This is a genomic window from Micromonospora sp. NBC_01655, from assembly GCF_026339755.1.
GTDB lineage: Bacteria > Actinomycetota > Actinomycetes > Mycobacteriales > Micromonosporaceae > Micromonospora.
In genome coordinates this window covers 2,849,939-2,863,067 of the sequence record NZ_JAPEQF010000001.1, presented here as the reverse complement: position 1 = coordinate 2,863,067, position 13,129 = coordinate 2,849,939, and the positions used below count along the sequence as shown (strand labels likewise).

Below are 13,129 nucleotides of genomic sequence, written 5' to 3'. Positions count from 1 at the left end.
ACCACCGTGAACACCAACGAACCGCTCACCCAGCCGGAGGTGCAGGGCTTCGCCGCCCTCGCCGCCCGGCTGGCGGAGAACGTCAACTCGGTGGTGCTGGGCAAGCCGCAGGTGGTCCGGCTGGCGCTGACGGCGCTGTTCGCGCAGGGTCACGTGCTGCTGGAGGACGTGCCGGGGGTCGGCAAGACCACCCTGGCCCGGGCGATCGCCGCCACCGTGAAGGGGCAGTGGCGGCGCATCCAGTTCACCCCGGACCTGCTGCCCTCGGACGTGTCCGGGGTGACCATCTTCAACCAGGCCACCCGGGGCTTCGAGTTCCACCCGGGGCCGGTGTTCGCCAACATCGTCATCGCCGACGAGATCAACCGGGCGTCGCCGAAGACCCAGTCGGCGCTGCTGGAGGTGATGGAGGAGCGCACCGTCACCGTGGACGGGGTCCGGCACCCGGTGCCGCAGCCGTTCCTGGTGGTCGCCACGCAGAACCCGGTGGAGATGGACGGCACGTACCGGCTGCCGGAGGCGCAGCTCGACCGGTTCCTGGTGAAGCTCTCCGTCGGCTACCCCGACGAGGCGGTCGAGGTGGAGGTGCTGCGCGGGGCGACGGTCCGCTCCCCCGAGGCGCTGGCGGCGATCACCGACACCGACACCGTCGGGGAGATGGTGCGGATGGCGAGGCGGGTGCACATCGCCGAGCCGCTGTACGCGTACGCGGTCCGGCTGGCCGCCGCGACCCGCCACCACCCGCAGGTACGGGTGGGGGTGAGCCCCCGGGGGGTGATCGCGCTGACCCGGGCGGCGTGCGCGTACGCGCTGATCGACGGGCGGGGCTGGATCATGCCGGAGGACCTCAAGGCGCTCGCCGAGCCGGTGTTCGCGCACCGGCTGCTGCTCGGTTCGGACGCGCAGGTGCGCGGGGTGACCCCCGCCGAGGTGCTCCGTCAGGCGGTCGCCTCGGTGCCGGTGCCGCTGCCGTCGGGTCAGGTCGCCCCGGCCCCGGTTCAGGGCTGAGGCGGGCCGTACGGACGTGGGGATCACCGCCCGGGGCGCCGGGCTGCTCGTGGCCGCCGTGGCGCTGCTCGGCACCGGGTTCCGGTTCGCCTACCCGGAGCTGACACTGCTCGGCGCGGCGGCGGCCGTCGCGGTGGGGTACGCCCTGCTGGTGGCGCTGTGGCGGCCCCGGCTGGAGGTGACCCGGCACGCCGACCCGGACCGGGTGTCCCGGGGTGAGCCGGCGCGGATGGTGCTGACGGTGCGCAACGCCGGACGGGTGCGGGCGGCGAACCTGCTGGCCGAGGACCGCTGCGGAGAGCGGGCGGTGCCGGTGCCGGTGCTGCGGCTGCGCCCCGGTCGGGACACCACGATCAGCTACGACGTGCCGACCGACCGGCGGGGCGTGGTGCCGGTCGGGCCGCTGCGGGTGACCCGGCGCGACCCGCTGGGGCTGGTGGCGCTGGCCCGCCCGTACTCGGGCACGGTGCCGGTGTGGGTGCACCCGCGCGTCCACCCGCTGACGGCGGTGCCGAGGGGGGCCGGGCGCAGCCTCGACGGCCGGGTGGACGGCGTGCCGCACGGGTCGATCACGTTCGACTCGTTGCGGGAGTACGTGGTCGGCGACGAGCTGCGCCGGGTGCACTGGCGCACCAGCGCCCGGGTGGGCGAGCTGATGGTGCGGGAGAACGTGGACACCAGCCTGCCCCGGATCGTGGTGCTGCTGGACGACCGGGCCGCCGCCCATCCCGACCCGGAGTCGTTCGAGGCGGCCTGCGAGGCGGCGGCGTCGGTGGTCGCGGCGGCGCTGCGCGCCGACCTGCCCGTGGCGCTGCTGCTGGTGGCCCCGGAGCAGCCCACCGACGACGGGCAGCCGGCGTCGGCCGGGGGCCGGTGGGCGGCCCGGGTCGTGGGCCGGCTACGGGCCCGGCGCGCCGCGCCGCCGGCCAGCACGGCGGCGAGCGGGGCGGCGAGCGGGGCGGCCGAGGCCGGGGGCGGGCCGCTGGACCGGCTCGCCGCGGTCCGGCTGGACCCGGGGGACGCCGGTGCGGCGCTGCGCGCGGCGACGGCCCGGCTGCGTCAGCAGCGACTGGGCGACACGCTGGTCTTCCTCACCGGGCCGGGCGGCCGGGGCGACCTGGGGCACCTCGGCGCGCTGCGCGGGGCGTACCCGTCGGTGGTGGTGGGGGTGTTCGGGGCGGCGGAGCCGACGCCGCCCGGCGCGACCGGGATGGTGGTCGTGGACGCGGCCGACGGGGCCGCGTTCGCGGCCGAGTGGGACGGGGTCCGCCGGTGGTGAGGGTGCTGCGGGTGCTGCGGGCGGCGCCGCTGCCGCTCGCGCTGGTCGCGCTGGTCGCGCTGACCGGGGTGGCGCTGGGCCGGGTGTACGCTCCGGGCCTGCTGCCCCGGCTGGTGATCGGCGCGGCGGTGGGTTCGGTGCTGGTCAGCGTGGCCGCCCGGCGGCTGCCGTCCTGGCTGGTCGCCCCGCTGTCGGTGGCCGGCCTGGCCGGGTACGCGGCGTGGTCGCTGCGGGTGGCCGCCGACGCGGCCGGACTGCCCGGCTCGCTGGCCGAGGTGACGGCGGACGCGGCGCGCAACGGCATTCCCCGGCTGCTGACCGCGATGATCCCGGTCGAGCCGACCCCGGACACCGTGCTGGTGCCGCTGGTCGCGGCGTGGCTGGCCGGGCTGGCCGGCGCGGAGGTGGCGCTGCGGGCCGGCCGGGTGCTGCTGGGGTACCTCCCACCGGCGCTGCTCTACGCCGGGGCGCTGTACGTGGTCGGGCCGAACGCGGACCCGGCGATCTGGCCGACGGTGGCGTTCGCGGCGGTCGCCGCGGTCGGGCTGGCCGTGCCGTCCCGGGGGCCGGGTCCGTCGGGTCCGGACCCGACCGTCGGTCTGGCCCCGGGGGTGCGGGCGGCGGTGCGGGTACGTCTCGCCGCCACCACCGCCGCCGGGCTGGTCGTGGTGGTGGGCCTGGCCGCCCTGCTCGGCCCGGTGGTGGCCGGGCGGGTCGACGACCGGCCGGTGGACCCGCGCCGGTACGTGGAGCCGCCGCAGGTGGAGTCGCTGGACGAGAATCCGCTGATCCGCATCTCCGGCTGGGCGTTGAACCCGCGGCAGAAGCTGCTGGACGTGACGACGCGCCGCCCCGGTACCCCGGCCGGAGCCCCGGATCCGGCGCGCACGCCGGCGGGGTCGACCGGCCCGGCGGACGGTGGCCGGCCGGACGCAGGTGCCTCGCCGGGCGAGAGCGCCGGGCCGGACAGCGGCGACGGGCCGGGCGACGGTGACGGGGGCCGGTCGGAGCGGATCCGGCTCGCGGTGCTCAGCGACTACGACGGGGTGACCTGGCGGGTCGGGGCGACGTACCGCAACGCCGGGCGGATCCTGCCGGCGACCGAGTCCGCCCCCGGGGCCACGGTGGAGACGGTCCGACAGGAGATCACCGTGGCTGACCTGAGCGGGCGGCTGCTGCCCGCGGTGGCCACCCCGCGGGAGGTCAGCGGCGCCCGGGTCGCGTACGACCCGCAGACGGGGACGCTGATCCGGCCGGAGGGGCTGACGCCGGGGCTGCGGTACACGGTCACCTCGGCGGCGGAGCGGCCGGACAACAACCTGCTCGCCACGGCGGACGTGCCGGCCGGGGACGAGGTGGCCCGGGTCCTGCGGGTGGCCGACGGGGTGCCCGACCCGGTGCGCCGGCTCGCCGCCCAGCTCGCCGAGGACAACGGCGCCCCGTACGCGCGGGCGGCAGCGATCGAGCAGTTCCTCGCCGAGCACTACCGGGTGGTGGCGGACGCGCCGAGCGGACACGCGTACCCGAATCTGAACTTCTTCCTGTTCGGGCCGCGCAACGGCGGTGGCCAACGCGGCACGTCGGAGCAGTTCGCGGCGGCGTTCGCGGTGCTGGGCCGGCTGGTCGGCCTGCCCACCCGGGTGGTGGTCGGGTTCTCCTCCGGCGGGGACGGGCCGGTGCGCGCGGCGGACGCGTTCGCCTGGCCGGAGGTGCTCTTCTCCGGCCTGGGCTGGGTGCCGTTCGACCCGCTGCCCCGGCCCGACGACGAGCCGCGCCCGGTGGAGGAGGACTTCCGGCCGACGCCGGAGGACCCGCCGCCGTCGGAGGTGCCCGAGCCGACCCTGGAGCCGACGGAGACCCCGCCGGCGCAGGCCGGGCCGGCCCGGCCGGTCGACTCCGGTGGCGTGTCGACGCCGGTGTTGGTCGGCGGCGGGGCCGGCGGTCTGCTGCTCGTCGTCGGGGCGGCGCTGGCGGTGCTGGTGGCGTTGCGCCGGGCGCGGTCCCGGGCCCGGCTGTCCACGGGCGACCCCGGCCGGCGGATCGCCGGCGCCTGGCGGGAGCTGACGGACGCGCTGCGGCTGGCCGGCCGGCCGGTGGGCGGGGACCTCGCCGCCACGGAGGTCGCCGAGCGGGCCCGGGCCGCCCTGGCCGAGGCCCGCGCCGGCCGCACCGGGGCCGGCACCGACCCGGTCCCCGCGCCGGTGCCCGCCGTCGACGAGCTGGCCGGCCTGCTCAACCAGGTCGCCTTCGCCCCGGGCAGCGCCAGCGAGGCACAGGCCGATTTGGCGGCGGCCCTGGCGACGGACTACGTCACGGCGCTACGCGCCGCCCGCCCCCGATGGCGCCGCCTACTCTGGTCAGTCCACCCAGGCCCCCTCCACTGGCCCACCTAATCCCACCCCCACGCCCCCACCCCACCCGCCGCGTTGATCAAGAGGTTTGCGTCGGGGATCGGGCGCACCGGTGACGCAAACCTCTTGATCAACCGGGGTCAGCCGGCCGGGGGTGGGGGCCGGGTGAGGTGGGGTGGGGGTCAGGGGTGGAGGCGGCGGATCAGTTTGCGGAGGCCGGCCTGCCAGCCGTCGGGGTCCTCGGCACGGCGGCGGGCGTAGTTCGCGACCTCGGGGTGGGGCAGGATGAGGAACCGCTCCTCGGCGAGGCCGGCGATCACCGCGTCGGCCACCCGGTCGGGGTGGAGCACCGCGCCGGATGCGGCGATCACCCGTGCCCCGAGATGACCGGCGGCCAGTCCCTCGGCGAGCATCGGGGTGTCCACCCCCTGCGGGCACAGCGCGCTGACCCGGACGCCCTGGTCCCGGTAGGTGATCGCGAGCCACTCGGCCAGCCCGACCGCCGCGTGTTTCGTGGCGGTGTACGGGGCGTCGCCGACGGCGGTGAGCAGCCCGGCGGCCGAGCAGGTGTGCAGCAGGTACCCCTGGCCCCGGGCCAGCATGCCGGGCAGCACGGCCCGCGTCGAGTGCACGTGGGCGAGCACGTTGACCCGCCAGGCCCGCTCCCAGTCGGCGTCGGCGGCGTCCAGCCCCGCCTCGGTGGCGACCCCGGCGTTGGCGCAGAACAGGTCGATCCGGCCGTACCGTCGCTCGGTGTCGGCCACCAGGGCGCGGACCTGCTCCTCGGCGGTGACGTCGAGCTGCACGGCGTGGGCGACCGCGCCGACGTCCTCGGCGACGGCGCGGGCCCCGGCGGCGTCGAGGTCGGCCACCACGACGGCCGCCGCCCCCTCGACGGCGAACCGGCGGGCGAGGGCGGCGCCGATGCCGCCGGCCCCGCCGGTGATCACCGCCACCCGGTCGGTGAGGTTCATGTCGGCTCCCTCCGTGGGCCCGGCTGGGCGGGTCAGGCCGGTCCCAGCCGGGCAATGAGGTCGGCCGGGTCGCCGGCCGGTTCCGGGGTCGGCAGCAGGGCCAGCACCGGTACGTCCACCCCGGCGTCGGCGTAGCGGCGCACCTGGTCGCGGCAGTGCTCGGGCGAGCCGTGCAGCACCAGCGCGTCGACCACCTCGTCGGGCACGGCGGCGCTCGCGCCGCGCCGGTCCCCCGCCGCCCAGGCCCGCCACATCGGCCCGAGCGTCTCCGCCCGGCCCAGCCACCGGTGGAACTCCGCGTACGCGGGCACGGTGAGGTACCTGGTGATCAGCCGGCGGCCGAGGGCGCGGGCGTGTGTGACGTCCTCGGTGGGGCAGACGAAGATCCGGGCCACCACCTCGAACCCGTCCCGCCGCTGCCCCAACGCGCCGAGGGCGGTCGGCACGTCGTCGGCGGCGAGCCAGTTGAGGATCACCCCGTCGGCCTCGGCGCCGGCCAGCCGCAGCATTCCCGGGCGCAGGGCGGCCAGCAGCAGCGGCGGCGGCACGGCCGGCGGCCGTTCCAGGGTGAACCGGCGCACCTCGAAGGTGTCGAACGCGCCGTCGACGGTCTGCCCGGCCAGGGCCGCCCGGACGAAGCGCAGCACGTCCCGGGTGCGCTTGAAGGGCTCGTCGAAGGGCACCGCGTTCCAGTCCCGCACCAGCACCGGCGAGGACGCGCCGATGCCCAGCGCGAACCGGCCGGGGGCGGCCTCGGCGAGCGCCGCGGCGTGCATCGCGAGCAGGCCCGGCCCCCGGGTGAAGGCCGGGGCGATGGCGGTGCCGAGGCGCAGCTCGGGCTGCCACGCGGCGGCCAGCGCCAACGGGGTGAACGCGTCGGCCCCGGCCACCTCGGACGACCAGAGGTCGGTGAACCCCGCCCCGTGCAGGGCCCCGTAGACAGCCGCGTGGTCGACCAGCGGAATGCCGCCGAGCGGCACGGTCATACCCCATCGGTTCGTCACCGGTCGATCCTCCCGCTGCCCGGGCCTTCCGGCAAGGCGCCGCCGGGCCGCGCCGCGCCCGCCCGCGGCGGGCCACGCCTGCCAGTTGGGCGACCGGCGCGGACGACAGCGGCACCGGGCCACCAGCGGCACGGGCAGCAGCGCCACGGGCCCGGCGGTCCGGGGCGACAGCGGCGCCGGGCCCGGGCGACGCGCGGCGCGGCCCGGCGGTACGGGCGACGCGCGGCGCGGCCCGACGGCGCTAACCTGCTCGGGTGACCTTCTCGATCGTGGGCCGCTCCGCCGACGGCCGGCAGCATGGTGTCGCCGTGGCCAGCAAGTTCCTCGCCGCCGGGGCGCTGGTGCCGGCCGCCGCGGCGGAGGTCGGCGCGCTGGCCACCCAGGCGCATCTCAACCTCGCCTACCGGGAGCAGGGGTTGGCGCTGCTGCGCACCGGGGTGGCCGCCGCCGACGTGGTCGCCGGGCTGGTGGCCGCCGACCCGGGTCGCGACGACCGTCAGCTCGGGGTGGTCGGGGCGAGCGGCGACGGGGCGACCTGGACCGGCCCGGGGTGCCACGGCTGGGCCGGCGGTCAGGCCGGGGACGGCTGGGCGGCCCAGGGCAACATCCTGGCCGGGCCGCACGTCATCGACGCCGTCCGGGACGCCTGGCTGGCCGGGGCGGCGCTGCCGCTGCCGGCCCGGCTGCTCGCCGCGCTACGCGCCGGCGACGAGGCCGGGGGCGACCGGCGGGGCCGGCAGAGCGCCGGCCTGTTCGTGGTCGAGCGGCGCGGCGGGTACGCGGGCACCGGCGACAGCCTGGTCGACCTGCGGGTCGACGACCATCCCGATCCGGTGGCGGAGCTGGGTCGGCTGCTCGACGCGCACACGCTGCTGTTCGGCAGGCCGGACCCGGCGACCTTGCTCGACCTGGCCGGCCCGCTGGCCGGGGAGGTCGCCGCGCTGCTGGCCGGCGCCGGGTATCCGGTCGGGGCGGCCGGGGTGTACGACGCGCTGGACTCCTGGGCGGGCGTGGAGAACCTGGAGCAACGCCTGGTTCCCGGCCGGATCGACCCGATCGTCCTGGCGCACCTGCGCCGCACCGCCCCCGACAGCGCCTGACCGGAGCCCGGCGATCCCACCGCCCGAGCCGAGGCGGACCAAGCCGAACCGGCGCGGGGCGGGCCGGGGCGGAGCGGGCGGGCCGGGGCGGGGCGGGCCGGGCTGGGCGGTCAACCACCGAAGGAGAGCCAGCGCACCCCGGCGGCGGTGAGCACGGCCCGTTCCCGGCCGGTGAGCGGCACCCGGCCGGTGGCCCTGCTCACCAGCGCGAGCCGGTCCCAGCCCAGCTCCGCCGGGACGTCCCGGCCACCGGTCAGCAGCGCCGCGACGACCTCGGCGGCGTCCGGGGTCAGCCACGGCGCGCGGCCCAGGGCGGCGGCCAGGTCGAGGCCGTGCACGCCGACCTCCACCACCCGGGTGAGCAGGAACTCGGACAGGGCCATGGCGTCGCCGTGCCGGGTGCGGACCACCCGGCCGGGCGGCTGGCGGCCCACCGCGTCGTCGGCCGCCTGCCAGGCGCGTTCGAACTCGGCCGCGACCGCCGCCGGGTCGGGCAGCTCGCGGGCCTCCCGGCGGGCGCTGTCGATCCGCGCCCGGTCGACTTCGGGGGTGAACTTCGCCGCGCCGAAGTAGCCGGCGGCGTCCACCTCGGCCCGGCCGGGTGTCGGCGCGGAGAACATGCCGGCGAGGCGGCCGACGCCGGTGGAGACGTGGGCGACCAGCTCCCGTACCCGCCAGGGCGGGCAGCCGGTGGGCCGATCCAGATCGGCGGGGCCGAGGCCGCGCAGGACCCCGCCCAGCGTGGCGCACTCGGCGCGGAACGCCACCCGTACCGCTCGCATAGGCCTCCCCGTCGTAGGTGAAGCCTCCAGTTTCGCAAACTCCGCTGGTCAGTTGCGGCCGGTTGCCGGGCCCCGGGCACCGAGGGTCTCACCCTCGACCAGTTCGCAGGGGAGCAGCCGTTGGTGGTCGCTGGTCCGGCCGTGCAGGATGTCGTCGAGCACTTCGATGGCCTGCCAGCCCATGTCCTCGCGGGGGATGCGGAAGCCGGTGAAGTCGAGGTCGGTCTCGGCCTGTTCGGTGGGATCGCCGAGCGCCAACAGGGACAGGTCACCGGGCACGGACAGGCCCCGGGCCCGCGCCGCCTCGGCCATCGCCACCGCCTCGACCAGTTCCTCGCAGAAGACGGCGGTGACCCGGGCCGAGCACAGTGCGTCGAGCAGTTCCGCCCGGGTCCGTCCGTCGGCCGGTTCGTGCCGACCGTCGACTCCGGTCTCCCAGACCGCAGCGGTGAAGCCGGCCAGTCGGTCGATGGCGGACTCGGGGCCGGCACCGGCGCCGACGTACGCCATCACCCGGTGCCCGAGGTCGACGGCGCGGCGGACGAGGGCGGCGGTGGCCTGGGCGTAGTCCGCACCGACATGTGGCACCGGACCGCCCTTGCCGGAGGGTAGATAGGCGTCGTCGCGTCGACCGACAGACACGAAGGGCATGTCCTCGGCGACCATCCGGGCCAACTCGTCGCGGGGAATCTCCCGACCGAGCAGAACACACCCGTCGGCGAGCCGGATGCGGTTGTTGTCGTGGAAGATCCGCCGGCTGCCGCCACTCACGGGGGCGCTGGTGAACAGCAACAGGTCGCACCCGATGCTCTCCGCGCACGCCTCGATGCCGGACAGGAACGGGTGGTAGAAGTTCACGCTGGTGCTCGGGAACACCGACTCGTAGGTGAACACGCCCAGGATCTGGTTGTGCTGCTGGAGCAGCCGCCGGGCGAGCGGGTCGGCGACGTAACCTGTCTCGCGGATGACGCGCAGCACTCGCTCCCGGGTCTCCGGGGCGATCCGCCAGGCCGCCTCACAACGGCCGTTGAGCACAAGGGACACCGTCGTCTGGCTCACCCCGGCCATCCGGGCGATCTCATTCTGCGTCAGCCTGCCCCGCCCTACGGACACGGACACCGGCCACCTTCCGAGGTGTAGGTATTGCCGACTGTTGTTGCGGAGGATGCTGCCCGGCCCGCGGAGCCAGTGTCAAGGGTGGACAGACGCAGTAATACGAATTACGGGCTCCGGCGCTCTTGACCCGGGGTTCCTGTTGATCCAAGACTCAGCGCACCGCCCGGCAACGCAAGGAGCCGAAATGCCTGATCATGCCCTGTCCCGACGTGGCCTTCTCCGGGCAGCAGGCCTCGCCGGTCTGACCGGCGCCGGCCTCGCCGCCCTCGGCCCCCCGGCTCACGCCCGGCCGAAGACCCCACGGCTCGGCGGTATCGCCCTTGTCCCCCTCGACGACCGGCCCTACACCTGGTACGCCCCGCAACAGATCGCCACCGGCGCCGGCTACGACACCCTGTTGCCGCCACGGAAGACCCTGGGTCGGCACTTCACCCCCGGCGACGGTCGCGCCGTCGGCCGGTGGCTCACCTCGTTCACCTCGTCGGCGGACGCGCTGGTCGTCGCCCTACCGATGCTCGCCTACGGTGGACTGCTCAACTCCCGCAACAGCTCCGTACCAGAGGCCGAGGTATTCGCCCGGCTGGCGGCGGTACGGACCGTCCGACGGCGCCGCCCGCACCGGCGGCTCTACGCCTTCGACACCATCATGCGGCTCACCCCCGAAGGGCCGTGGCGCAACGAACTGCGGGTCTGGGCAACGGTGAAGGACGAGGTCGACAACCTCGGAATGGTGGAGAAGCGCCCTCACCTCGACGAGCTGGAGTCCCAGATCCCGGCCGACGTGCGAAGCGACTATCTGTCCACCCGGGCCAGGAATCACCGGGTCAACCTGACGATGATCGAATGGGCTGCCGAAGGGATCTTCGACTTCCTCGTGGTGGGCCAGGACGACGCCACCGGCAACGGCCTGCACCGACCGGAGTCCCAGGCACTCGCCGCCCGCATCGCCGAACTGGGCGTCGGTGACCGGGTGGTGATCTACCCGGGTGCCGACGTGGTGGCCGCCCTGCTCATCGCCAAGATCGCCATCAGCGACGCCGGCGTGCGTCCCAAGGTGAGCATCGAATACTCCCGGGTGCCGGGTGAGGCCTGGACCGCGCCCTTTCAGAACATCCCGTACGCCCAGCTCGTCCGGGGCTACGTCGACATCCTCGGCGGGACGGTCGTGGACCAGCCGGAGCAGTCCGACCTGGTCCTGATGGCCAACACAGGTGGCAGTTCCGCGTCGGTGGCGCCGTTCGCCGACCGTCTGGTGGCCCACGTCCGGGCCGGCCGCCCCGTGGCCCTTGGCGACGACGCGATCGCAGGACACTCCGACCGGCGACTACTGTCCCTGCTCAACGGCCGAATCCGGTACGTCGAGCTGGCTGGCTACTCCGGCTGGAACGTCGGGATCAGCCTTGCCCAGGCGATGTCCCGCTGGGCGCTGCGGCAACGATCGGTGTGTGGTGACCTGCCACCCGGCGCGCGGGCCACCGCCGGCGAGCCGGTGCTGGCCGCACGGCGGGCACTCCTGCACGACGCGGCCCGAGCCAGCATCGAACTGTCCGTCTCGGAACTGGTGCAGACCGACTCGTACCGCAACAACGTCCGCACCGCCACCACCGCCTACGCGTCCTCGCTGGGCGAGCCGGACCCGCAGATCATCAAGACCTACTTCTCCCAGATCAACGCGTACGCGGTCGACAACACCACCCCGTACGCGGAGAAGCTGTTCACCGACGAGTTCGCCGGGGCCACGCTCGCCCTCGGCAGCGATGGACGATCGCCGGTGACGGCCCGCGTGGACCGACTCGACGCCTGGCACATCTACCTACCCTGGGACCGCACCGGCGAGATAGCCGCCGAGCCCCGGATCGTCCTGACCTCGAATCGGGGGCACCGGTGAGGGCGCGGGCAGCGGCTTTGGTGGCGGCGCTCATCGTCGGCGTCGCGGCGCCGATCCCGGCCGCTCCGGCCGTCGCCGCCACCCCCGTCCCTCTCGTCGACAGCTACTTCGACTGGCTCCTGGCGTCGTACGACGGGGTACGCAACGGGTTGCGCCGGGACATCGAACACATCTACGGCAACCAGTTCACGGTAGCCGGCCGGCCCTGCTCCCCGGCGAGTCCGTGCACCGTCGGCGGACCGCGGCAGAGCACCGCCGCCTGCACCAGCCTCCAGTTCATCTCGGTCTACCTCGACCAGCGGGCCGCGTACGAGCAGCGGTCGCTGTCGAGCGTGGAGACCGGAATCATCGACGAGTTCGCCAACGCGGTGCTCGCCCACCGGCCGACCAAGAACCCGAACGCACCGAAGATCTTCGACGATGCGGTGGCCGGCACCACGGACGGCCAGATCCGCTACTTCACCTCGTTCGGCAACGCGGCGTGCGGAGAGGCTCTGCTGGCCGCCCACCAGGCGACCGGCACCCCCGGATACCTCGACGCGGCCACCGGCATCGGCGAGTTCCTGCTCCGTATGCAGGACCCGCGCGCCTACTACCTGTCCTACGGCATCCATCCGTTCGTCGACGGACTCGGCCAGCCCACCAGCCCGCCGGGCGGCTACGTGGACCAGATCTCCAGTTGGAGCAACCTCTACTCGACGATCTCCATCTGGAATCTCACGGCGATCGCGTTCATGCAGCGGTTGGAGACAGCCGTAGCGCCGTCGGACAACAGGTACGGCCTGTCGGCCGCCACCGCCCGGCAGTTCCTCAGCACGGGCCTCCAAGCCGGCGCGGACTGGTACACCTTCGACTTCGACTCCCCCACCACCAGCCAGAACCGGGTGGTCGCGCAGAGCGCGTACAGCGCGGACTGCCGTGACAACCAGTGGCACCGCAAGGGATCCTGCACCTACACCAACGGCCAGATCGCCGGCGGAACCCTGGGCACCGACATGATCGAGTACGGACTGGCCGGACTCTACGACCACGAACGCCAGCTCAACGGCGCCAGTTCCGCGGCCGCCGCCGTAGCGACCCTCTACACCACCTACACCAGCCTCCCGGGCTGGCACACCGCCTCGGCCAGCGACCCGCTCGACTGTGTCGACGACACCGCGTCCGGAGCCGTGGACCCGTACTACCCACCGGACAACCAGGGGGCGACGCCGTCGGGTGACGCGTGGGACTACGACCCGCACCTGTCCTTCGGTGGCTTCTTCCGCCTCACCTCGCCCAATGTGAACGCCGAGGCGAAGTACTACGACATCGTCGGCTTCGGCGTCCTCGCCGAGCTGCGCAAGGAACTGGTACCGGCCAAGTTCACGGCGGGTTACCAACGGTTGCAGCAGGCGGACCGGCAGGACGCGCTCTACGCCCTGCTCGACCGCTCACTGGTCGCGATGTTCCTACCCACCCGGGACACCAACGACCTCGACGGTGACACCGACACCACCGAATACCTGTGCAAGGGCACCCGGGGCACTCTCCCGATCGCCCACAACGGGCTCGGCATCCTCAAGGCGGTCGGCTACGCCGGCACCCGGTGACCCTCCCACCGACCGGCGACCTTAATCCCCCAGCACCG

At 75.0% G+C, this 13,129-nt stretch carries 10 protein-coding genes; 6 read left to right on the top strand and 4 right to left on the bottom strand.

Features of this window, described 5'->3' with window-relative positions; translation table 11 throughout:
* Window positions 1–6 precede the first annotated feature (6 nt).
* The 3 genes from OOK41_RS13435 to OOK41_RS13425 are packed head-to-tail and all read left to right on the top strand — an operon-like array spanning window position 7 to window position 4,680.
* Window positions 7–1,008 (top strand): MoxR family ATPase, encoded by a 1,002-nt coding sequence (locus OOK41_RS13435; RefSeq protein WP_117669574.1) that lies wholly within the window; start codon window positions 7–9, stop codon window positions 1,006–1,008.
* 16 nt (window positions 1,009–1,024) lie between these two features.
* A complete protein-coding gene (locus tag OOK41_RS13430) occupies window positions 1,025–2,287 on the top strand; it encodes a DUF58 domain-containing protein (protein WP_266264995.1) in 1,263 nt (420 codons plus the stop codon).
* Window positions 2,281–4,680 (top strand): transglutaminase domain-containing protein, encoded by a 2,400-nt coding sequence (locus tag OOK41_RS13425; protein ID WP_266264993.1) that lies wholly within the window; start codon window positions 2,281–2,283, stop codon window positions 4,678–4,680. Before OOK41_RS13430 ends, OOK41_RS13425 begins: the two co-directional genes overlap by 7 nt.
* A gap of 140 nt (window positions 4,681–4,820) precedes the next feature.
* Here the strand turns inward: OOK41_RS13425 and OOK41_RS13420 are convergent, their stop codons facing one another.
* Together OOK41_RS13420 and OOK41_RS13415 are read right to left on the bottom strand one after the other, a co-directional pair.
* Complete coding sequence (locus OOK41_RS13420; RefSeq protein WP_266264991.1) at window positions 4,821–5,612, bottom strand: SDR family oxidoreductase; 792 nt, start codon at window positions 5,610–5,612, stop codon at window positions 4,821–4,823.
* Window positions 5,613–5,644: 32 nt separating this feature from the next.
* Window positions 5,645–6,598 carry an LLM class F420-dependent oxidoreductase gene (locus OOK41_RS13415; protein WP_266267814.1) on the bottom strand — a complete coding sequence of 318 codons (954 nt, stop codon included), beginning with the start codon at window positions 6,596–6,598 and terminating at the stop codon, window positions 5,645–5,647.
* 272 nt (window positions 6,599–6,870) lie between these two features.
* Here OOK41_RS13415 and OOK41_RS13410 point away from each other — a divergent pair, with 272 nt between their 5' ends.
* Entirely contained in the window at window positions 6,871–7,716 is an 846-nt protein-coding gene (locus tag OOK41_RS13410) for a DUF1028 domain-containing protein (RefSeq protein WP_266264989.1), read from the top strand.
* Between the two features lie 110 nt (window positions 7,717–7,826).
* Here OOK41_RS13410 and OOK41_RS13405 read toward each other — a convergent pair whose 3' ends face one another.
* Both OOK41_RS13405 and OOK41_RS13400 read right to left on the bottom strand, forming a co-directional pair.
* Window positions 7,827–8,498, bottom strand: a complete 672-nt coding sequence (locus OOK41_RS13405) for a maleylpyruvate isomerase N-terminal domain-containing protein (protein ID WP_266264987.1) — start codon at window positions 8,496–8,498, stop codon at window positions 7,827–7,829.
* Between the two features lie 48 nt (window positions 8,499–8,546).
* On the bottom strand, window positions 8,547–9,617 hold the full coding sequence (locus tag OOK41_RS13400) for a LacI family DNA-binding transcriptional regulator (protein WP_266264986.1): 1,071 nt from the start codon (window positions 9,615–9,617) through the stop codon (window positions 8,547–8,549).
* A gap of 181 nt (window positions 9,618–9,798) precedes the next feature.
* Between OOK41_RS13400 and OOK41_RS13395 the strand changes: the two genes are divergently transcribed.
* Entirely contained in the window at window positions 9,799–11,502 is a 1,704-nt protein-coding gene (locus OOK41_RS13395) for a DUF4127 family protein (protein ID WP_266264983.1), read from the top strand.
* A gap of 20 nt (window positions 11,503–11,522) precedes the next feature.
* On the top strand, window positions 11,523–13,091 hold the full coding sequence (locus OOK41_RS13390; protein WP_266264981.1) for a hypothetical protein: 1,569 nt from the start codon (window positions 11,523–11,525) through the stop codon (window positions 13,089–13,091).
* Window positions 13,092–13,129: the final 38 nt, after the last annotated feature.

Excerpts from the sequence above, each read along its gene's own strand:
- OOK41_RS13420 (WP_266264991.1), bottom strand. The coding sequence starts at position 5,612 with ATGAACCTCACCGACCGGGTGGCGGTGATCACCGGCGGGGCCGGCGGC.
- OOK41_RS13415 (WP_266267814.1), bottom strand. The coding sequence starts at position 6,598 with ATGACCGTGCCGCTCGGCGGCATTCCGCTGGTCGACCACGCGGCTGTC.
- OOK41_RS13405 (WP_266264987.1), bottom strand. The coding sequence starts at position 8,498 with ATGCGAGCGGTACGGGTGGCGTTCCGCGCCGAGTGCGCCACGCTGGGC.
- OOK41_RS13395 (WP_266264983.1), top strand. The coding sequence starts at position 9,799 with ATGCCTGATCATGCCCTGTCCCGACGTGGCCTTCTCCGGGCAGCAGGC.